This window comes from Acinetobacter sp. ACZLY 512 (assembly GCF_023614015.1).
Classification (GTDB): Bacteria; Pseudomonadota; Gammaproteobacteria; order Pseudomonadales; family Moraxellaceae; genus Acinetobacter; species Acinetobacter soli.
Map to the genome: position 1 here is coordinate 124,770 of NZ_JAKIVI010000006.1, position 21,743 is coordinate 146,512.

Here is a 21,743-nt window from a genome sequence, read left to right on the forward strand (position 1 = left end):
GCGTTTGATAGTGTGGTGGCTTAACTTTCAATAAAGTCGGGCTGTTCTTCTGGCTCATCATCATGCGCAGCGGCTGGATCTGTATTTTTGGTGAGCAATTGTTCGCGAATAGCGCGTTCAATTTCTGCCGAAATACTTGGATTTTCCTCAAAATAACGAATCACGTTATTTTTACCTTGTCCAATTTTGTTGCCTTGATATGAATACCAAGCACCTGCTTTTTGAACAATATTTTGTTGAACTGCGAGATCGACAAGTTCACCTAACTGGTTAACACCTTTGCCGTACAGGATCTGGAAAATAGCTTCGCGAAAAGGAGGGGCCATTTTGTTCTTAACCACTTTTACTTTAGTTTCAGAACCGACGATTTCGTCACCTTCTTTTACTTGGCCAATACGACGGATATCCAATCGAACAGATGCATAGAATTTAAGTGCATTACCGCCCGTTGTGGTTTCAGGGCTTCCAAACATTACACCAATCTTCATACGAATTTGGTTAATGAAGATCACCATGCAATTAGAGCGTTTGGCATTACCCGTAATTTTACGTAGCGCTTGACTCATCAAGCGGGCTTGCAAGCCCATATGTGAGTCGCCCATTTCACCTTCAATTTCAGCTTTTGGGGTCAATGCGGCAACCGAGTCAACCACGATTAGATCAATCGCACCCGAGCGAACCAGCATATCCGCGATTTCTAGGGCTTGTTCACCATTGTCTGGCTGAGAAACCAAAAGATTTTCAATATCAACACCGAGCTTGCGTGCGTATTGAGGATCTAGTGCATGTTCTGCATCGATAAATGCACATGTACCGCCAGATTTTTGACATTGAGCAATTGCCTGTAATGTCATGGTGGTTTTACCTGAGGATTCAGGACCGTAAATTTCAACAATACGACCCTTCGGTAAACCTCCAATGCCAAGCGCAATATCAAGCGTGAGCGAACCTGTAGAAACAGCTTCAACGGCTTGCACGGTATTGTCGCCTAAGCGCATAACTGTGTTTTTACCAAACTGTTTTTCAATCTGGCTTAAGGCAGCTTGTAATGCCTTACTTTTATTATCATCCATCTCACAACCTCAAAACTGTGTAATATCACTTTCATTCAAAGTGGATGTATTGAATTTCAACCTCGTTCCACTGATGTATAGTGACAGATTTGCTCTTTCTCTTCTATGTCGATAATGTGCTAGTACGACACATTATGACGCTCAAAACGCAAATGAGTTTACTCATCATTGTATGACCACGATTGATCGAACTGCTGATCATTATCTTGCTTGAACCGATTGATTTGTCTTCTATCTTTTTTGGATGGACGATGATCTGGTCGAGCTAAATTATGCAATTTTCTTTGCGAAGCAATCAACTCTCTTCGTGCAATACTGACAGGCGTTTCTTCGTACAACTGTTGTGCAACTGGAGCAGGGCCACGCATGCTCGATAGTGCTTTAACCACAATAGTTTTACGCTCGATTCCCTGCTGAATGGTAAGCTCCATTCCGATACGCACATCTTTAGAAACTTTTACGCGTTCATTGTTGTGGTGAACCTTGCCACCTTCAATTGCAGCTTTTGCTATTGAACGTGTTTTAAAGAAACGAGCTGCCCATAACCATTTATCGACTCGCATTGAATCGATACTTTTTTCTTCATGTTGCTGTTTTGACATCAAAATCCTTACAAAAGCCACAAAGCAGTTTGATTTTGCCTTTTTACTTTTAGGCACGCTACAGGTTCTAAATATGAGGGCTTTCTGAACAGTTTCAATAGTTCCATTAATTTTTTACACATTCAGTTTTATATTGTTCAAGCGAAACACAATGCTGTAAAGAGTGGGTAAAATAAAATATTTTTAGTTGTAATGAAAGATTAAAAAAGCCACATTAGTGGCTTATTTGGGGCTAATCACATAAAAATAGAGGACTAGAAATAGTAAAACGATTGAGGTCATGAATAGATAAGTATTTGCCGTATTGAAACTCTTTAAAAATTTAATTAAGTTCATGTTAGTTTGATCCAGATTATATTAATTAGTGCTGTAGCGATTCATATTTTAATTTAATTTGAATTTTTTGTCTCATATTATTGCTTATTTGTTATGCATTTGTGTAATTAGTTGATTTTTTAATTAAAACTTAATTTTTAATGTAAATTTTTTAAATATTTTTATTAAAAAAACAAATCTTCTTTCAGATTATTTGAAATAAAATAATTTAAATTCTAAATAAATAGAGAAGATCTAGTTATGTTTGTTATATCTGATCCGGTGTCTCATGATCCATTGTTGTTGAAAATTCTTGATATTTTAGTTCATGCCTCGGAAATACTGGTTCAAGAGTTTGATACTTATGCATCGGGGAAAGTGTTTAAGATTGATCGGAAAGAGGATACTTCTCCAGTCACTCAGGCGGATCTTCGCGTCAATCAGTATATGACTGAGGAGTTGGCAAAACTTGAGCCGTTCTATCCTGTACTTTCTGAAGAAAGTGAAAGTGTGCAGCGATCCGAATGGAAAAGTTTCTGGATGCTTGATCCACTCGATGGGACAAAAGAGTTTTTACATAAACGGCAAGAATTTACGATCAATTTAAGTTTGGTGTGTGGTGATAAAACAAACTTTTCAGCTTTGGTTGTGCCTTGTAAAGGTGTTGTTTATTTAGGATATCTCGATCAACATCCCTATAAATACGAGTTTCAGTCCAAACGCTGGTGGCGTTATCAAGCAGATAGCGATCAGCATTCAAATGTAATTCGAGTTGGCTTAAGTCATAACAATAAAAATGATCAGTATCAGCAACTCATGACGTATCTGGAGCAACACTATACTGTTGAGCGTTTGGAAGCGGGCAGTGCTTACAAATTTTGCTTAATGCTTGAAGGTGAGATTGATCTTTATCCACGTTTTCATCCCACTTCTGAGTGGGATACTAGCGCGGGTCAGGGGCTTTTAGAAAGTATAGGCGGAGGGTTGGTCTCTTTGAAAGGATTGCCTTTTAAGTATAACGTTCGCGATACCTTATTGAATAAAGGCTTCTTAGCATTTGCCAGCCCTAAGTATGAAAAGCTTGCCAAAGACCTGTTGAGTCATATGGACAATTATAATTGAGTGTTTTTTGTTGCGTGGTATAGTGATAACGTAATAAAGAATTAATGATTTTGATCATGACACTTAAATTGCTTCCTCCCAGCATGTTCCGAGCTTTAGATCTACTTCCAGATCCAAACATACCTGTGACTTTGTTTACCCGCCATTCACTGAGAGAGTTGGTGAATGGGCAAGGGCTGGCTGGCTATGATCTACAGTTAACTGATCAAGGACGTGAGTTAGCCAAAGCATGGGGGGCTTACTTGATTGAAAATACTGGTCGAACCATTCAGCATTGTATTTCAAGTCCCATTCAGCGCTGTGTTGATACTGCTGCATTGATCATTGAGGGTGCCGATGCGGTGGCACGTTGCCCAAATACCCATACGATTGAAATTGTCGAGCAAGGTTTGCTGGTGGAGCCAGGAAGTTTTGTGCTTGATATCAAACAAGCTGCACCTTTCTTCAGACAGCAGGGTGCGCTTGGTTTTATAAATAGTTTTGTAAATAACGCGCTACCCGGTATGAAACATCCGATTACGGGTGTATTCGATGTGCTTGAGTTGATTTATAACACGCACCCTTCTGCACCTTATGGTTTAAGTCTTGCGGTCAGTCACGATACAATTATTGCAGCGATTGTCGCAGTCATGGCTGGGCGTCAACAAATTGATCAAGAAGATTGGCCTGCCATGATGGAAGGTTTATTTGTATGGTTTGAAGGAGATGATTTTGCTGGGAGCGAGCTAAACTGGTTATGGCGTGGTGAACGACATCATTTGAGGGTTTCTGATTTTTTAAATCGACATGAGTAATGACAAAATCAGATAAGCTAAATAGCAGACATAAAAAAAGCCCCATCGGGCTTTTTTTATGAATTACTTAGTTAGAAGCAAGTGCTTTAACTTGAGCATTCAAGCGGCTCTTGTGACGAGCTGCTTTGTTTTTGTGGATGATGCCTTTGTCAGCCATACGGTCGATTACAGGAACAGCTTTTTTATAAGCTTCTGTAGCAACAGTATAATCACCAGCTGCAATTGCATTTACAGTACGTTTGATGTATGTACGAACCATAGAACGCAAGCTTGCGTTGTGTTTGCGCGCTTTAACGTTTTGACGCGCACGTTTTTTTGCCTGAGCAGAGTTTGCCACTCTTGCACTCCTTGAAATTTGATTGGTCTGGGCGGGCTGAAGCTTTACTTAAAAAATAAAACAATCACCAGCCCGTAAACAAGTGCCATATTTTGATGAATCCCTGTCGGTAAGTCAAGCCTTGAGACGTTTTTGCTACGTTTTTGATGCTGATTAATGCTAAAGAAAACGTTAAATTAGCTATAAAAATAATTCGGTAGTAAAAAACATGTCTAATTTAAAAAATAAAGCACTGGTTTTGGGTTCGACGGGTTTGGTTGGAAGCGCATTACTTGAACAGCTACAAACTTCAGCATTCTTCGATGCGATCACCGTTATTGTACGGCACAAAAATGACGCATTGAATGATATTCCTCGTGTTGAACAATATGTGCTCGATGATTTTTTATTATTAAATGATGAAGATTTGTCTGGATATACCCATGTTTTTAGCTGTTTAGGCACAACTTTAAAAAAAGCAGGGTCTAAACAAAAATTCTATGCGGTGGATTACGAGATCAATGCACATGTAGCAGATTTGCTACAGAATCAGCAAACACACTTTCTATTTATCAGTGCATTAGGTGCAAACGTATCTTCTATGTTTTTTTATAACCGCGTGAAGGGGGAGCTCGAAGAATATATTAAATCGCTTGGGCTATATCGGGTCTCGATTTTCCAGCCGTCACTTTTAATAGGCATGAGAGACGAGCAGCGTTTACTTGAAGGACTTGGACAGCGCGCATTTACTGTTTTTGAGCATCTTGTGAAGAAGCCATTTTTATATAAGCCGGTTCATGCAGATCAAGTGGCTAAAGCAATGCTAACTGCGTCAAAGCAGCAAATACAACCTTTACAGATATATGATAATTTGCAGATTCAAACAATGACATAAATGGAGAATAAAATGACAACAGTGGTACCGTTTGTGACCTGTGATTTACTTGATGATCATCCAGACAAAAATATTCAAGTACTGGTGCCATCGTTAGACGGTAAGAGTTTTAAAAGTTATGGTGCACGCCAAACCTTTGGGGGAGAAATTGTTACAGTGAAATGCTTCGAGGATAACTCCCGGGTAAAAGAGCTGTTAGCAACGCCTGGGCATGGAAAGGTGCTAGTGGTAGATGGCGGTGCATCGATGCGCTGTGCATTAATGGGTGATATGATTGCCGCATCTGCTGTAGAACATGGCTGGCATGGGGTTGTGATCTACGGGTGTGTCCGTGATGTTGACGTACTACGAACACTTGATCTGGGTGTGCATGCATTGGCTGCAATTCCTCAAAAAAGTCATCGCAAAGGGATAGGCGAAACACATATTCCTGTTTATTTTGGAAATGTGACATTTCAGTCTGGCCATTATCTATATGCCGACAACAATGGAATAATTGTGACAGAAGAACCACTTCATCAATTTTAATAAAGGTTGTTTTATGCTGATTCATCAAGTTAAAGTTTTACAATCCGTTGCTGCCAGTATTATTGAAGGCGGGCGCGGAGTGACTGGAACTGCATTTCCAAAGCAGCCAGAAAAACCGATTAAACTCTATGAGTTTGAAGGATCGCCCTTTTCTCGACGTGTTCGAGAAGTTCTTACCTTATTAAATCTGGATGTTGAAGTCTATCCATGTCCTAAAGGTGGGCAAAAGTATAGGAAACTTGTAAAAGAAAAAGGCGGTAAGACTCAATTTCCTTTCTTAATTGATGAAAATACGGGTGATCAGTTGTATGAGTCAGAGCTGATTATTCAGCATCTATTTAAGCATTATGGACAAACAGGCAAAACACCTGAGAAATATGCTCATTATCCGAAATTGCCTGTTGCAGGGATATTGGCAACGCTTGTCAATACAGCACGTGGTGTATGGGTCAATAAGAAAATTATTGATCGGGCAGCGCCAGAGCAGTTACTTGAGTTGTGGAGTTTTGAGGCGAGTCCTTACTCTCGTTTAGTTCGAGAGACGCTAACAGAATTGGAGTTACCTTATCTTTTGCATAATGTCTCTAAAGAGCGTTGGCAAGATATGGGGCCGGCTGTTTTACGATTGAAACCCGGTAAATATTGCCCATTGAAAGGTGGGAAGCGTGAAAAGCAATTGCCACTCATGCAGGGGAAAATGCAAGTGCCGTATTTGTATGATCCAAATACGCAAACCAAATTATTTGAGTCGGCGCTTATTGTTCAATACTTGAAAAAACAGTATGGACATTCTTAAACACCCAATCTAATCAATTTGGACATAATGCATGAGATTGCCAGAATGCGTGTTACGTGTTCTGGCATGACGAAATCGGGTAAAATTGAACATCCTGATCGAAGCTGAGACAAGACATGTTTAAAAAAATCACGGACTGGGTGGGTGGCTCCAAAAACAATCTAGAAGCCCAGTATATGAAAGATCATGACATCTCATATCATCCTGAACAGGGCTACTGTGTAAACGGCATAGTGGTAAATACGCTTTCAGAACGACTCGAATATTTTTCGAATCGCCGTCTGAATCGTTTCGATGATTTGGCAGCGCTTTACCTTGCAAGTATTGTGATTAATGAAAAAATCGATCTTGAAATTGCTACTGGAAACTATGTGCAGCGGCTACAAAATAACGAGAATAACTTACGAGAATTCAAGGCAATTATTGAAAAATTGAATCATTATTATCGAGAGTTTAAACGAGATAAGTAAGGCATAGATCAATTCGGACATGCTAAGATACAGCGCATGTCTACTAGATATGCGACCTCAATGTTCCAACACGAAATTTCACAACTCAAATTACAGCAATTAAAAACAGGCGAGAAACGCTGGATCGGTTCACTCTTGGGTTCATCTGGTGCACTTCTATTCAAAGAAATGTCTGCTCAAATCTCGTCACTGATTGTAGTGGTTGCAAAGAATAGCCAGCATCTTGCACAACTTGAAAGTGAATTGGAATTTTATGGCATAAAACCGGTTATTTTTCCAGATTGGGAAATTCTTCCATACGATCGTCTTTCACCGCATCAAGATATTGTGTCTGAACGTCTAGCAATATTGGCCAATATGCCGCAGCAGGGCGTATTATTGATTTCAGCTTCAACGCTTGCACAAAAAATTGCCCCAATTTCTTGGATTGTGGGGGAGCATTTTGACATTCAGGTTGGGCAGAAATTTGACTTAGAAAAAGAAAAATTAAGATTGATTCAGGCAGGATATCATTTAGTCGATACTGTATATGACCATGGTGAATTTGCAGTTCGGGGTAGTATTATGGACATTTACGCCTCTGGACAATCACAGCCCATTCGTATCGATTTGTTTGATAATGAAATTGAGACATTAAAGTTTTTCGATCCTGAAACCCAGCGTACGACAGAAAGTTTAAAGCAATTTCGTGTTTTACCTGCTAAAGAGTTTCCGTTAAAAGAAGGTCGATCTGTTTTTCGTGAGCGTTATGCAGAAGCATTTCCAACTGCAAATCCAAAGAAAAATCCGATTTATCAAGATGTTCTAGACGGTATTGCATCGCCTGGTGTTGAGTTCTATCTGCCGCTATTTTTTAGTAAAGAAAGTGTACAACAGGGTAGTTACTTTACTTCATACTTACCTAAAAATTGCATTGTCATTACAAATGATACATTGGATGAGATTTTAATCTCATTTTGGAAAGATGTGTCACAGCGTTATGAAAGCCGCCGACACAATATCGATCACCCAATTTTGGCGCCAGAAGAATTATTTTTAACGCCTAATATAGTGTTAGAGCAACTCAATCAACTGCCTCGTATCGAAGTGTCAACTACACCAGCTCCATCTCGTGCAGGTGCAATTAACTTACCAACAGCAGAACCTGTACGATTACCTGTCGATCCAAAAAAACAGCAACCTTTTGAAGTCGTAAAAAACTATATCGATTCGGCTGGTCATCCAGTTTTACTTGTTGCAGAAAGTGCCGGTCGCCGTGAAACCCTAAAGGATGCGCTACGTCCAAGTTTGGGTGATATCCCAACAATCGACAGCTTTCAAGATTTTCTAAAGCAGCAGCATCCTATTTCAATTACCAGTGCGCCTCTTGATCGTGGTTTGGTGATCGTTGATCAACTGTCGGTTATTTCTGAAAATCAACTTTATGAGCATCGAGTCGTTCAGCGTCGTCGAAAACGCCAGCAAGATGTCTCTGAAGAGTTTCTGATCCGCAGTTTAACAGAACTTAGTATAGGTGCCCCGGTTGTACATATCGATCATGGTGTAGGGCGTTATGCCGGTTTGGTCACGCTGGAGATTGATGGACAGGACTATGAGTTTTTGCAGCTCGATTATGCCGATGCTGCAAAAGTATATGTGCCTGTCACCAATTTACATTTGATTAGCCGCTACAGTGGAGGGGATCCAGATTTAGCGCCATTACACAAAATTGGCACTGATGCATGGAACAAGGCCAAACGTAAAGCACTGGAGCAAATTCATGATGTGGCTGCGGAGTTGCTTCACATACAAGCACGACGTCAGTCTAAGCCGGGATTTGCGTTTGAGCTGGATCATAGTCTGTATATGCAATTCTCAAGTGGCTTTGCTTATGAAGAAACACTCGATCAAGCTAATGCTATTGAGGCGACCTTGCATGACATGCAACTGGCTAAGCCAATGGATCGTTTAGTATGTGGTGATGTTGGGTTTGGAAAAACTGAAGTGGCCATGCGTGCGGCATTCGTCGCGGTGCAAAACAATAAGCAAGTGGCTGTATTGGTTCCCACGACACTATTAGCCCAGCAGCATTATGAATCTTTCAAAGATCGCTTTGCCGACTGGCCGGTACGTATTGAAGTATTATCGCGATTTGGTTCGAATAAAACCCATCAAAAAAATATTGAAGATTTAGAGGCGGGTAAAGTCGATATTGTGATTGGTACACATAAGTTACTTCAGGAAACCGTCAAATTTCATGACCTTGGACTGATGATTGTCGATGAAGAGCATCGCTTTGGTGTTCGTGATAAAGAGCGAATCAAAGCCATGCGTGCTGATGTCGATATGTTGACCCTTACAGCAACACCAATTCCGCGAACTTTAAATATGGCATTTTCGGGCATGCGCGATTTATCCATTATCGCAACGCCACCAGCCAGACGTCTAGCAGTCAAAACGTTTGTTCAAGAACATACCGATGACTCCATTAAGGAAGCCATTTTACGTGAGTTGCTTCGAGGTGGTCAGGTTTATTTCCTGCACAATGAAGTGGATACGATTGAGCGTGCAGCAGAAAATATTCGTAATTTGGTGCCAGAAGCGCGTGTCGCCGTGGCACATGGTCAAATGCGCGAGCGCGAACTTGAGCAAGTGATGCAGCAGTTTTATCACAAAGAATATAATGTTTTGGTTTGCTCAACCATTATTGAAACGGGTATTGATGTACCCAATGCCAACACCATTATTATGGAGCGAGCCGATAAGCTAGGTTTGGCGCAACTCCATCAGCTTCGTGGCCGTGTTGGGCGATCGCATCATCAAGCTTATGCCTATCTATTGGTGCCTTCAATCAAACACCTTAAAGGGGATGCAGAAAAGCGTCTGGATGCGATTCAACGCGCATCAACGTTAGGGGCCGGTTTTATGCTGGCTACAGAGGATTTAGAAATTCGTGGTGCAGGCGAACTATTGGGCGAGCAGCAAAGTGGATCTATGCAGGCGATTGGTTATAGCCTGTATATGGAAATGCTTGAAAAAGCAACCAAAGCGATTCAAAAGGGTAAAACGCCTAACTTTGATGCGCCGCTCACGCTCACAGCCGAAATTAATTTACATATGCCAGCTTTGATCCCGGATGAATATTTGGGCGATGTACATCAGCGCTTACTGTTTTATAAGCGTATCAGTAATACCGACACTCAAGAGAAACTAGACAATATTCGAATGGAATTGATTGACCGATTCGGTACACTACCACCTGCTGTGAAGCAATTGTTTAGTATTCATCACATTCGACTGCAAGCTGAGCAGTTGGGAATCACCAAGATTGATCTCAACACGCAAGGTGGCTACATCGAGTTTGCTCAAGATACACCAGTTCAGGCAATCAGTATTATTCAGCTTATGCAAAAGCAACCGACCTACTACCGTATGGAAGGTGGGCAGCGCCTTAAAGTCATGGTTCAGCTTGAAGCATATGATAAACGTATCCAATTTGCGCAGGATTTATTATCTAAACTTATTAATGAGTTGAATGTATAAAAGCAAATTAGCGTGCTGTATTTAACTCGATTTTTTTGAACAAAATCATTGATATTTGTAAGTAAACACTTGGCTAATAATATTCACATCACAACTGATGTGATAGTATTAGCCATCACTGTTATTGTGTCATTTATAAAGATATGTTTAGTTTGCATCCACAACTTGCTCAAGATACTTTTTTTGTTGGCGACTTTCCGCTTTCAACATGTCGTTTAATGAATGATATGCAATTTCCATGGCTTATTTTAATCCCACGTGTTCCTGGGGTTTCAGAGCTTTATGAACTGAGCCAAGCTGATCAAGAACAATTTTTGAGAGAATCAAGCTGGTTGTCGAGCCAACTGGCGCGCGTGTTTCGTGCAGACAAAATGAATGTGGCTGCACTCGGTAATATGGTGCCTCAATTACACTTTCATCATGTTGTGCGTTACCAAAACGATTCCGTTTGGCCGAAACCAGTATGGGGAACACCTGCGGTCCCGTATTCTAATGATGTTTTAGCGCATATGCGTCAAACCTTAATGCTGGCATTGCGTGGTCAAGGTGATATGCCATTTGACTGGCGTATGGACTAAGTCCAATGTGCTGCATCTGGAATGATGCAGCCTAAGCTGCGAAGTGGAGGATAGGATGCTCACGAGATTGCTTGAGAGAGAGCCTCAACAATTTATGTATTTTCATCGGATGATGGGATACTTCATTCTCTCACTCAATTTGGTGATATATGCCTTCACTTCACCTGATTCAACTGTTCAAATCTTTGTTCCTGCGCTTTTCCTAGCCATCTTAATTGTTATTCCAAAACTTAATCGCTACTTAGAAGATAAGTTTGAAAGAAAAGTTGTTCTCAGCGTTTTTTTTATTATAGATACCATTGTGGTATCAATGTTTCTGGCGGGTGTTCATTTAAATCTTGTTTTAACTTTTGTTAGCCTGTTTGCACTTTTATACAGTGCGATCAACAGCCGAATTCCATTTGCTGTGATGGCTCTGGCTGTATTATCTGGTATTGCCTTTTTTTACTTCAACACACTGTTTATTTTCGGTTTTCATGGTTATCTCGGAGCGACTAGCCAAGAATTAATCGTGATCAGTTTGATTTGCCTGATTATTTTTATCAGTATGGGCAATTACTATCAAAATTTATATATTGAAAAACTCAACTTAGAGCGTCAAGACTATTACAACCAAATGACGCGCTATATGACATTTGCTAATCAGTTAAGCCGTTATGCACCTTTGCAGTTATGGCAGTCGATTATGCGCGGAGAGTCAGAAGCTAAAATTGAATACAAACGTAAAAAATTGACCGTATTTTTTTCTGATATTCAGGGATTTACCGAGCTTTCAGAAACATTGATTCCAGACGATTTGGCTTTTTTGCTCAATGATTATTTGAGTCATATGACTGAAATTGCCAATCAGTACGAAGCAACAATTGACAAGTTTATGGGCGACGCCATTTTAATTTTCTTTGGTGATCCAAATTCTCAGGGTGTTCAGCAAGATGCCAGATCCTGTGTTGAGATGGCCATTGCGATGCGTCAGCAAATGAAACTGTTACGAGAGCGCTGGAAAAAAATGGGATATCCCGCTTTAAATATCCGGATGGGAATTAGTACGGGTTATTGCCACGTGGGAAACTATGGTGCGACATATCGTATGGCCTATACCATAGTAGGTCGTGATGTTAACTTGGCAGCACGTTTGCAATATGCAGCAGAAGTTGATGAAATTTTAATTTCGGATGAAACTTACCAGCTCATTAAAGATGATTTTTTATGTGCGCCGAAAGCGCCAATTTATTTAAAAGGTATTCAAAACGCGGTTAAAACTTGGCAAATTCTTGAAAAATATACGGGAAGCCATGAGGAGTTTCAGCGCTGGTTTGATTATGAGTATAAAGGCTTTCATCTACTGTTAAATTTAGAAGAAGTACAGCGTTATGAATACGCACAGCTGATTGAAGTGATGGAAAAAATGATCCAGCGTATTCAAGATCAGCAGGCAGTCACCAATAGTGAAGGCGTGGTGAAGTTGTCACTTGAAGATGAAGTAAAATCCGAATAATCCGCTAAAGCATATAAAAAAGCCATCGTTGAACGATGGCTTTTTTTTGATTAATGATTTTCTGAGGCATGATTGATGGTGTATTTTGGAATTTCGACTTCCAAATCTTCAGTCACCACTTTTACTTGGCAAGACAAACGTGAATCTGGCTCTAAGCCCCAAGCACGATCAAGTAAATCTGCTTCAACATCATTCATTTCATCAAGGCTATCAAAGCCTTTACGAATAACCACGTGGCATGTGGTACATGCGCATGACATGTCGCAAGCATGTTCAATCTTAATGCCGTTTGCAAGCAAGCTTTGACAAAGGTTGGCATTTTCTTCTACTTCAAACTCAGCACCATCTGGGCAAATTTGTGTATGCGGAAGAACTTTAATACGTGGCATAGTAATTCACCTGTTTTATTTCTGTGAGTTTGACCAATCTTCAAGTTTGGTGCCTTTAAGTGCATGATCGATATGACGATTCATGCGCATAGCAGCAAATTCATCGCTATGCACCTTAAGCTTGGCGACAGCTGCTTCAATTTGAGCAATATCATTCGATTGTAATTGTTGCTGAAGCGCTTCTTTCGCTTGAACAAGTGCTTTTGCCTGCGATGAATCGAGTAATTCAGCATCGGCTTTCAATGCTTGTTCGAGTGCCTCGAGTTCGCGTTGCGCTTCAACTTTGGTTTCTTGCAAGTGACGAAGATTTTTATCTTCTTCGGCATGCTCGAAACCTTCTAACAATAGGCGTTCTGTATCTGCAGAAGAAAGCCCATAAGATGGTTTAATATCGATCTGTGCTTTGACGCCGGATGTGGTTTCTTGCGCAGAAACATTGAGCAAGCCATCTGCATCCACTTGAAACGTAACTTCAATGCGTGCCTGACCCGCAGTCATTGGTGGAATACCATGCAGTACAAACTTACCCAGAGAACGACAATGTTCAACCAGATCACGCTCGCCTTGAACCACATGAATCAACATTGCAGTCTGGCCATCTTGATACGTGGTAAATTCTTGGCGGCGTGCCACAGGAATTGCAGTGTTACGAGAAATCAGTCGCTCAACCAAACCACCCATCGTCTCTAAACCTAAAGACAATGGCGTAACATCCAACAGAAGTGATCCATCTTGTGTATTACCAATCAATTGATTGGCAGTGATCGATGCACCAATTGCCACGACTTCATCAGGATTGATTGAACAGAGTGGTTCTTGTTTGAATACTTCACGCACCACATTTTGAACGGCATACGAGCGTGTAGAACCACCCACCAAAACCACTTTCTCAATCTCATCTAAACTGAGTTTTGCATCACGTAAGACACGTTTACAAACACTAATGGTTTTATCGAGTGCAACTTGAATAATCGACTCAAAATCACTACGGGTAAGTACGATCTGATGATCCAGTGCTTTAAAGGTCACTTCAGGCAATTCAGAAAGTTGTTCTTTTGCACTACGTGCAGCCACAATAAAGGCTGCATATTCGTGATCATCGAGTGATTCAATCTGTAACTGTTTTTTCACCCATTTAACAATGAGTCGATCTAAGTCATCCCCGCCTAAAGCCGTATGTCCACCAGTAGCCAGTACTTCAAAAACACCTTGTGAAAATCTTAAGATGGAAACGTCGAATGTTCCGCCACCCAAGTCGTAAATCACATAATTGTGGTCTTGAGCTAACTGGTTTTCTTGATCTAAACCGTATGCAATTGCCGCCGCAGTGGGTTCGTTCAATAAACGCAACACGTTTAATCCAGCAAGCTGGGCCGCATCGCGCGTTGCCTGACGCTGTGCTTCATCAAAATACGCAGGCACTGTAATTACAGCACCATTAATCGGATTTTTTAGGCTATCTTCTGCGCGAAGTTTGAGCTGAGTCAAAATGGCTGCAGAAATTTCGACTGGCGTTTTACGCCCTTGCGCCGTTTCAAATGCAGGCATTTCATTGTCATTACCCACCAGTTTGTACGGGTGCTGAAACTTAATATCCGCTTTTGAGCGTCCCATAAAGCGCTTGACCGAAACAATGGTATTTTGCGGATCAGTAGTCAAAAATGGTTTGGCATCGTTGGCATATTCAATCGACTGATCGGCGTAATGCACAATCGAAGGAAATAAGACATGGCCTTTTTCGTCCTGTAACACTTTGGCTTGCCCAGAAAGAACTGTTGCAACCAAAGAATGTGTTGTTCCAAGGTCAATACCAATCGCAATGCGATGCTCGTGTGGGGCACTTGATTGACCAGGTTCAGCAATTTGCAAGAGTGCCATGTAAAATCCCTTGAGTAAATCTATGCAGTAAAATTAAAAGTCGTCATCAAGATCGAAGCTATCTTCATCAAGTAGCTGATCTTCTGCTTTGTCTATATCGTTTAAGACTCGTTGAAAAAAACGTAATTTTCGTACGGTGTCACGTGCTTCCGACCAGTCTTCATCGTTATAGTCAATTTTAAATTCGCGAATAAGACCATCGATCCATTGATTCACTTCATTTTTGAGTAAATCAAGCTCAGATGGAGTCGAGGCTTCATCAAGCTGCTCTCTAATTTCGAGTGCAGATTGTAAAAATTCAAAATCATGAATAGATTGGTCGAGGTGATGATCTTGTTTTTTCAACGCCAACATATAGGCAGCACGACTATCGACATTACTTAAGGTTTTGTAAGCCTGATTAATGTCACTAGATTGAATAAGCGCCTGTTCTTTATCTACAGCTTTATCTGGATGATACTGCTGTTGTAATTTCAGAAAATTATTTTTTAAAGCGACTAAATCAATGTCGAGTGCTACCGGTAAGTCAAACAACTCAAAATGATTCATGGGAGATGAATTCCGAAGTTAATCATAAATTAAAAACAGTGAAGATCACTGTTTTTAATTAAGAAGAAGGGAAGGTTAAGGATTAAACGGTAAAGGATTCACCGCAACCACATTCACCTTTTTTATTTGGATTATTAAATTCAAAGCCTTCATTCAATCCATTTTTGACGTAGTCCATCTCCAAACCTTCGAGATAAACTAGACTTTTTGGATCTACAAACACTTTTACACCATGCTGTTCAAAGATTTCATCGTGCTGATTAACATCATCGACAAACTCAAGCACGTAAGCCAAACCGGAACAGCCAGAAGTTTTCACACCCACCCGAATGCCTTCGCCTTTACCACGGTTGAGCAAATAGTTGCGCACATGAGTTGCTGCATTTTCAGTTAAGTGAATCATGAAAACTCCGTTGTAGTGCTAATTAAGCTTTTGATTGCTTGTTGCGATAATCGACAATTGCGGCTTTGATTGCATCTTCTGCAAGTACTGAACAGTGTACTTTTACAGGAGGTAATGCAAGCTCGGTTGCAATATCGATATTTTTAATCGCTTGTGCTTGATCAAGCGTCTTACCTTTTAGCCACTCTGTTACCAAAGAGCTTGAGGCAATCGCAGAACCACAGCCATAAGTTTTAAAGCGTGCTTCTTCGATAACGCCTTCATTATTTACTTGGATCTGTAAGCGCATTACGTCGCCACATGCAGGAGCACCAACCATGCCAGTGCCTACATTTTCAGCATTTTTGTCTAAAACGCCAACGTTACGTGGGTTTTCGTAATGATCAATTACTTTTTCGCTATAAGCCATGTTGCTTCTCCAAACCTCGGGGTCAGCCTAATATTAAATATGAGGGTTAAAACACCGATTTCAATTAAAATTAGTGTTCAGCCCATTCAACCGTAGAAAGGTCGATACCTTCCTTGTACATATCCCAAAGCGGAGAAAGTTCACGAAGTTTCTCAACAGCGGCTTTGGTTACTTCTAGCACGTGATCAATATCCGCTTCTGTGGTGTATTTACCGAAGCTAAAACGAATTGAGCTGTGTGCAAGTTCATCCGACAAACCAAGAGCACGTAATACATACGATGGCTCAAGGGTAGCAGATGTACATGCTGAACCACTTGATACAGCAGCATCTTTTAATGCCATCATCAAGGATTCGCCTTCTACAAAGTTAAAACTTACGTTAAGGAAGTTTGCAACGTTTTGTGTCGGATGACCATTTAAGAAAACTTGCTCTAGACCTTGCAAGCCATTCCATAATTTGTCACGTAAAACACGTAAACGCGCTTGTTCTGTTTGAATACTTTTTCCTGCAAGTTCAAACGCTTCACCCATGCCAACAATTTGATGTGTTGCCAAAGTACCTGAACGCATACCACGCTCGTGACCACCACCGTGCATTTGTGCTTTCAAACGAACGCGTGGAGTACGACGAACATAAAGTGCACCAATACCTTTAGGGCCATAAGCCTTATGCGCAGAGAAGCTCATCAAGTCAATTTTCATGGTCGAAAGATCGATTTCGACTTTACCTGCTGCTTGGGCAGCATCGACATGAAGGAATGTTTTATTGGCACGTGTAAGTTCGCCAATCGCAGCAACGTCAGTTACCGTACCCAATTCGTTGTTGACCAACATAAGTGAAACAAGAATGGTGTCTGGACGAAGCGCAGCCTTCACCATTTCAGGCGTAATCAAACCTGTACGTGGCTCTGGCTCTAGATAGGTGATCTCAAAACCTTCTTCTTCAAGTTCGCGGCATGGATCAAGCACAGCTTTGTGTTCGATTTTGCTAGTAATAATGTGCTTACCTTTCGAACCGTAAAATTGTGCGATACCCTTAAGCGCAAGGTTGTCAGATTCTGTTGCACCAGAAGTCCAAACGATTTCGCGTGGATCTGCTTTGATTAAATTGGCAACTTGTTCACGTGCATATTCAACTTTTTCTTCAGCTTGCCAGCCATATGCATGTGAACGTGATGCAGCATTACCGAATGTGCCTTCAAAAGTAAGACATTCCATCATACGTTCCGCTACTTCTGGAAGAACGGGAGTGGTGGCTGCATAATCAAGATAAATCGGACGTTTCATGTCAAATACCTGTAACCGAAAGAAGCGGTGAATCGAAATGAACTGAATTTTGACGTAGTGCAACGGTTTGAACGTTGTCGCGTGCGATCAAGTCAGCCAGTGTGATTTTTGCTAAGTAATCGGCAATGTGGTGAGAAAGTTCTTGCCATAAGTCATGTGTTAAGCACATTGCACCGTTTTGGCAATTGCCTTTATGGTCACAACGCGTGGCATCGACAGTTTCATTAACTGCTTCAATGATTTCTAAAACCGTGATTTCGGCAGAGTTGCGTGCCAAGTGGTAACCACCATTTGCTCCGCGAACACTCGAAACCAAGCCATGACGCTTAAGTTTTGCAAAGAGTTGTTCGAGATAGGCCACTGAAATGGATTGGCGAGCTGCAATTTCTGCTAGCGTGATCGTTTGTTCAGTTGGCTGCAAGGCTAAATCAAGTAAAGCAGTCACTGCGTAGCGACCGCGAGTTGTAAGACGCATGATTCGGTACACATGTTGAGACTAGATAATGGAATTTTATGAATCCTGACTAAATTAGTCAAGTTTTTTCACTGTCATTTAAATCGCTTTAGATAATCAGATTTTTCTATTAGTTGTAATTCAGCCACGTAGTATACACCAATAACAAAACCAAAACGATTGTCGTAATACCAAAGCTGATATTAGTGATGCGCTGACGACGCTCCAAGCGACGTAAACGGTTTTTATATTGTTTCACTTCGACAGTTAGCGTATTGATATGGGTGCGTTGCTGATCGATCTTGTCCAAGAGGGGAGCGATTCGCTTTTTTGAACCTAAAATATCATCTGGAGAAGCTGGTTGGTTTAACCATTGTTTCCAGTCTGCAAAAAGCTTAGGTACACTAAAGTGAAGAATGATATCTTTGAATTGTTCTTTAAGTTGTTCGTCGCCTTCAATGCGCATTTTTTTGATGCTATAGCGATTACCCACAGACAACACTTTAAATAAATCCATTAAAGTCGTATTGACGGTAAGATCTACCGGGTGCTCTGGCGCTTTATAATCGAACAAAATGCCTTTTTCACAAAACTGTACATAACAGTCGAAATAAGGAAGATAACTGTTGATGCGGATGGTCACTTTGTTCTGAACAAACTTTTTTGCTTGCAAAGCAATGACACCGTCGTTCTTTAAGATAAAAGTGAAGACAGTTTCAAGGATGATCAAAATAATATTGAGCAACAAATAACTTTGTTCTTTTCTTTGTTGCGCTTCGCTCATAAAAAGTGAATCCTTAGATAACGCATGTGTTGAGTAATACAGCTCGATATAAAAATCAATTTAGTTTGCTTTGTAGAACACTTTTAATAAACGATCAAGTGCTGGCTTGTTATTATAGAAGCATTTTTAATACAAATCCGACAAAGTGATGCGAAAGTAATCAGGAGTAACGACGAATGGAAAAAAAATCAGTCAATGCAGATGATCTAGACAATGAATCAGAAAAAAAATGTGAAAAAATAAAAGCTTCTCGAAAATCGGCGTTAGATTTTAGAAAATATACCAAGCAGATCTGGTTGGCTGGTTTAGGGGCTTTCTCACGTGCAGAGGAAGAAGGGAATAAGCTTTTTGACTCATTGGTCAAAGTTGGAGAAGAGCTTGAGTCAAAAACCCAAGATGTTGCCGATCAAACTGTACATCGGGTAACTGAAAAAGCCAAAGAATCTGTCGTTGATACAAAGGACAAAGTTGAAAAGATGATTGACCATAGTGTCCATCATTCGCTGAATCGGATTGGTCTTGTGACTACAAAAGACGTTCAGCATCTGGAGCAAATGTTAGTACAACTTACGGCAAAAGTTGATTTGTTGATACAAGAAAATCAAAAGTTGCAAGCGAAATTAAATGAAAAGTGAGAAAAAACTGATTTTGGCAAATTTCTTCATAAATTCGTCGTTATTTTAACTAAAACAGCTTAGGTAGTATTGCGTTTCCCCCTAAAGCATTGCTATAAAGGCGTCATGGCCTTTTTAAACTTCAGCCTTGGATCTCAAATAAACGAATTAAGAGGACGTTACCTTCATGAATAAATCAGAATTAATTGATGCGATTGCGGAGAAAGGGGGATTGTCTAAAACTGATGCTGGTAAGGCATTGGATGCGACTATTGCTTCTGTAACAGAAGCGCTTAAAAAAGGTGATTCTGTCACTTTAGTAGGTTTTGGTACATTTAGCGTGAAAGATCGTGCTGCGCGTACGGGCCGTAACCCAAAAACTGGTGAAGAGCTTCAAATTAAAGCGACCAAAGTACCAAGCTTTAAAGCTGGTAAAGGTTTAAAAGATTCTGTTGCTTAATCTTTTAATAAAATTAAACGCGCCATCTTAAGGCGCGTTTTTTATTAAAAAAAGATGCGTCTCTGAGTGTTTCATACATTCATTCAATAGCGTTTTTCAGTTAAAATCCCTCCGAAATAAAATATTGGAATATTTATGGAATCGTTTCGTAAAGTCATTAAGGGTTGGCTTGGAAAAGTCCTGCTGATTTTGTTTTTGACCCCTTTGGCGCTCGTGGGAATTGAAGGTTATTTTGGCGGGGGAAACAAAGCAGATGTTGCTAAAACGGTAAATGGTCAAGATATCTCCAAAAAGGATTTGGAAAATTTAACCAAAACCTATAAAGAACAGTATTTGTCGCTAGTGAAAGGTGATGAAACCTTATTAAATCAATCGTATATTCAAGAAAATGCGCTCAATACCCTTATTGCTCGTAGTCTATTGTTACAGCAAGCAGAAAAATTAGGCATTTCTTTGAGCGATGCACAAATTGAACAAATGCTGGCTCAGCAACCAAGTTTCCAGGAAAATGGTAAATTTTCTGAAACCTTATACAGCAATTACTTGCGCTCGGTTGGCATGACCAGTCAGGCATTGATCGCAAGTCTTCGTCAAGATCATGCTTTGAAAATGCTGACGTCAAGCATCGTCGATACAGCACTGGTGAGTAAACATGATCTCCAGCAAGTTGCTGTCTTACAAACAGAGCAGCGTACGTTGCATTTGGCTAGCATTAAGCTTGATGAATATAAGAAGAATATCAGTGTAACCAATCAAGAAATTGCTGACTATTACAATGCACATAAAAACAGCTTCAAACAGATTGCAAGTGTAGATGTCGACTATATTGTGGTTTCACCATCACAGGTAACGACGGCACCGGCGGCGGTTACTGAAGCAGAATTGCAACAGGCTTATAGCACTTTTGTAGAAAATCAAAAGAAAGATGCCAAACGAAATGTAAAGCACATCTTGATTACTTTGGATAACCGAACTGATGCACAAGCATTGAAACTGGCTAATGATGTTTATGCCAAGATTCAGGCTGGAACTTCATTTGCTCAGGCCGCGCAGCAGTATTCAGATGACACCAGCTCAAAAGCTAATGGTGGTTTAGTCGATGCTTACCAACCGGGTGTCTTCTCGGTAGATTTCGATCAGGCAGTTCAGTCATTGAAAAATGGTCAGATTTCAAAACCTGTGAAAACGCAATATGGTTATCATATTATTCAGGTTGAAACGGCTCAGCAAAATGTGCCTTCGTTTGAGGCAGAAAAAGCCAGATTAACTGCTGAATTACAAAAGTCTAAGGCAGCAAATGCATACTCAGACACCATCAATCGTTTAAATGAAATGGTGGTGAGTAGTGATGCATTAGATTCAGTTGCTCAAGAAGTAAAAGGCAGCAAAGTTGAAGCACTCAACGGCGTCACAGTTGGAACGCAACACCCACTATTGAGTCAAGCCGGTGTCAAGGCAAAACTCTTTAGTGATGATGTAAAGAACGGTGACCGTAATGCATCGACCAACATTCAGTTGGCCAATGGTGATACGATTTGGGTGAAAGTCCGCAATTATCATGCAGCAGGTGTAAAACCTTTAGCCGCTGCAACTGCCCAAGTGCGTGCTAAACTCATCGAAGATAAGGCCTTTAAAGCTGCTCAAGCAAAAATTCAAACGATTCTGAATGACTTTAAAACACAACCTGCGGCACAAGTTGTTGCAAAAAGTGGTTTACGTTTTGAAAATGCAGGAGTGTTTGCTCGCTCTCAAGGCCTAAAACGCGAAATTGAACGTACAGCATTTAGCCTAAGCGCACCAAAAGCTGGTATGTGGTCTGTAGCTGCGACTAAGCTACCCGACGAAATGGTTGTGGTTGCCGTATCTGATGTCAATTCAAAAGCAGTTGATGCATTGAATCCAGAGCAGCTTCAAGAGTTGAATAAGCTTTATCAACGTTTCCGCGGACAACAGGAGTTGGATGATTACACCCAATATCTGAAGTCTCATGCAAAAATAAAATAAGTTTC

At 40.6% G+C, this 21,743-nt stretch carries 23 protein-coding genes; 12 read left to right on the forward strand and 11 right to left on the reverse strand.

Annotated features, from left to right (window positions below; all coding sequences use genetic code 11):
• Positions 1–20: 20 nt before the first annotated feature.
• Both recA and L2096_RS08720 read right to left on the reverse strand, forming a co-directional pair.
• On the reverse strand, positions 21–1,073 hold the full coding sequence (recA, locus tag L2096_RS08715; RefSeq protein WP_025094874.1) for a recombinase RecA: 1,053 nt from the start codon (positions 1,071–1,073) through the stop codon (positions 21–23).
• Between the two features lie 158 nt (positions 1,074–1,231).
• A complete protein-coding gene (locus tag L2096_RS08720) occupies positions 1,232–1,675 on the reverse strand; it encodes an RNA-binding S4 domain-containing protein (RefSeq protein ID WP_025094875.1) in 444 nt (147 codons plus the stop codon).
• A gap of 576 nt (positions 1,676–2,251) precedes the next feature.
• On the opposite strand from L2096_RS08720, the gene L2096_RS08725 reads away from it, so the two are divergent.
• On the forward strand, positions 2,252–3,112 hold the full coding sequence (locus tag L2096_RS08725; protein WP_151815506.1) for a 3'(2'),5'-bisphosphate nucleotidase CysQ family protein: 861 nt from the start codon (positions 2,252–2,254) through the stop codon (positions 3,110–3,112).
• A gap of 56 nt (positions 3,113–3,168) precedes the next feature.
• The gene (locus L2096_RS08730) at positions 3,169–3,906 is read left to right on the forward strand and encodes a histidine phosphatase family protein (RefSeq protein ID WP_004936829.1); all 738 of its coding nucleotides are present in this window, start codon (positions 3,169–3,171) and stop codon (positions 3,904–3,906) included.
• A gap of 67 nt (positions 3,907–3,973) precedes the next feature.
• Here L2096_RS08730 and rpsT read toward each other — a convergent pair whose 3' ends face one another.
• Positions 3,974–4,243 (reverse strand): 30S ribosomal protein S20, encoded by a 270-nt coding sequence (rpsT, locus tag L2096_RS08735; protein ID WP_004925626.1) that lies wholly within the window; start codon positions 4,241–4,243, stop codon positions 3,974–3,976.
• 208 nt (positions 4,244–4,451) lie between these two features.
• On the opposite strand from rpsT, the gene L2096_RS08740 reads away from it, so the two are divergent.
• From L2096_RS08740 to L2096_RS08770, 7 genes are all read left to right on the forward strand, one after another.
• On the forward strand, positions 4,452–5,117 hold the full coding sequence (locus tag L2096_RS08740; protein ID WP_055414555.1) for an NAD-dependent epimerase/dehydratase family protein: 666 nt from the start codon (positions 4,452–4,454) through the stop codon (positions 5,115–5,117).
• Between the two features lie 12 nt (positions 5,118–5,129).
• A complete protein-coding gene (gene rraA, locus L2096_RS08745) occupies positions 5,130–5,645 on the forward strand; it encodes a ribonuclease E activity regulator RraA (protein WP_004936834.1) in 516 nt (171 codons plus the stop codon).
• A 13-nt stretch (positions 5,646–5,658) separates the two neighbouring features.
• Positions 5,659–6,441 (forward strand): glutathione S-transferase N-terminal domain-containing protein, encoded by a 783-nt coding sequence (locus L2096_RS08750; RefSeq protein ID WP_004936836.1) that lies wholly within the window; start codon positions 5,659–5,661, stop codon positions 6,439–6,441.
• Between the two features lie 116 nt (positions 6,442–6,557).
• Positions 6,558–6,911: a hypothetical protein gene (locus L2096_RS08755; protein WP_004936838.1), complete on the forward strand. Its 354-nt coding sequence runs from the start codon at positions 6,558–6,560 to the stop codon at positions 6,909–6,911.
• A gap of 60 nt (positions 6,912–6,971) precedes the next feature.
• Positions 6,972–10,433 carry a transcription-repair coupling factor gene (mfd, locus tag L2096_RS08760; RefSeq protein ID WP_250365258.1) on the forward strand — a complete coding sequence of 1,154 codons (3,462 nt, stop codon included), beginning with the start codon at positions 6,972–6,974 and terminating at the stop codon, positions 10,431–10,433.
• A gap of 143 nt (positions 10,434–10,576) precedes the next feature.
• Positions 10,577–11,011 carry an HIT domain-containing protein gene (locus L2096_RS08765; protein ID WP_004936845.1) on the forward strand — a complete coding sequence of 145 codons (435 nt, stop codon included), beginning with the start codon at positions 10,577–10,579 and terminating at the stop codon, positions 11,009–11,011.
• Between the two features lie 55 nt (positions 11,012–11,066).
• Positions 11,067–12,506: an adenylate/guanylate cyclase domain-containing protein gene (locus tag L2096_RS08770; protein WP_151746172.1), complete on the forward strand. Its 1,440-nt coding sequence runs from the start codon at positions 11,067–11,069 to the stop codon at positions 12,504–12,506.
• Positions 12,507–12,556: 50 nt separating this feature from the next.
• On the opposite strand, the gene fdx is transcribed toward L2096_RS08770, so the two are convergent.
• The 8 genes from fdx to L2096_RS08810 all read right to left on the reverse strand — a co-directional run bounded on the left by fdx (position 12,557) and on the right by L2096_RS08810 (position 18,660).
• Complete coding sequence (fdx, locus tag L2096_RS08775; protein WP_004936847.1) at positions 12,557–12,895, reverse strand: ISC system 2Fe-2S type ferredoxin; 339 nt, start codon at positions 12,893–12,895, stop codon at positions 12,557–12,559.
• 15 nt (positions 12,896–12,910) lie between these two features.
• Entirely contained in the window at positions 12,911–14,773 is a 1,863-nt protein-coding gene (gene hscA / locus L2096_RS08780) for a Fe-S protein assembly chaperone HscA (RefSeq protein ID WP_004936849.1), read from the reverse strand.
• A gap of 33 nt (positions 14,774–14,806) precedes the next feature.
• Positions 14,807–15,322: a Fe-S protein assembly co-chaperone HscB gene (hscB, locus tag L2096_RS08785; RefSeq protein WP_004936852.1), complete on the reverse strand. Its 516-nt coding sequence runs from the start codon at positions 15,320–15,322 to the stop codon at positions 14,807–14,809.
• Positions 15,323–15,404: 82 nt separating this feature from the next.
• Positions 15,405–15,725 carry an iron-sulfur cluster assembly protein IscA gene (gene iscA / locus L2096_RS08790; protein ID WP_004936854.1) on the reverse strand — a complete coding sequence of 107 codons (321 nt, stop codon included), beginning with the start codon at positions 15,723–15,725 and terminating at the stop codon, positions 15,405–15,407.
• A gap of 22 nt (positions 15,726–15,747) precedes the next feature.
• The gene (gene iscU / locus L2096_RS08795) at positions 15,748–16,134 is read right to left on the reverse strand and encodes a Fe-S cluster assembly scaffold IscU (RefSeq protein WP_004936858.1); all 387 of its coding nucleotides are present in this window, start codon (positions 16,132–16,134) and stop codon (positions 15,748–15,750) included.
• Between the two features lie 70 nt (positions 16,135–16,204).
• Entirely contained in the window at positions 16,205–17,422 is a 1,218-nt protein-coding gene (locus tag L2096_RS08800; RefSeq protein WP_004936859.1) for an IscS subfamily cysteine desulfurase, read from the reverse strand.
• Position 17,423: 1 nt separating this feature from the next.
• The gene (locus L2096_RS08805; protein ID WP_004946658.1) at positions 17,424–17,897 is read right to left on the reverse strand and encodes an Rrf2 family transcriptional regulator; all 474 of its coding nucleotides are present in this window, start codon (positions 17,895–17,897) and stop codon (positions 17,424–17,426) included.
• A gap of 109 nt (positions 17,898–18,006) precedes the next feature.
• Positions 18,007–18,660: a hypothetical protein gene (locus tag L2096_RS08810; RefSeq protein ID WP_212515489.1), complete on the reverse strand. Its 654-nt coding sequence runs from the start codon at positions 18,658–18,660 to the stop codon at positions 18,007–18,009.
• Positions 18,661–18,836: 176 nt separating this feature from the next.
• Between L2096_RS08810 and L2096_RS08815 the strand changes: the two genes are divergently transcribed.
• The 3 genes from L2096_RS08815 (at position 18,837) to L2096_RS08825 (ending at position 21,738) form a co-directional block, all read left to right on the forward strand.
• Positions 18,837–19,295: a phasin family protein gene (locus tag L2096_RS08815; RefSeq protein WP_048763749.1), complete on the forward strand. Its 459-nt coding sequence runs from the start codon at positions 18,837–18,839 to the stop codon at positions 19,293–19,295.
• Positions 19,296–19,461: 166 nt separating this feature from the next.
• Positions 19,462–19,734: a non-specific DNA-binding protein Hbs gene (hbs, locus tag L2096_RS08820; protein ID WP_004936869.1), complete on the forward strand. Its 273-nt coding sequence runs from the start codon at positions 19,462–19,464 to the stop codon at positions 19,732–19,734.
• Positions 19,735–19,869: 135 nt separating this feature from the next.
• Positions 19,870–21,738: a SurA N-terminal domain-containing protein gene (locus tag L2096_RS08825; RefSeq protein WP_151746169.1), complete on the forward strand. Its 1,869-nt coding sequence runs from the start codon at positions 19,870–19,872 to the stop codon at positions 21,736–21,738.
• Positions 21,739–21,743: the final 5 nt, after the last annotated feature.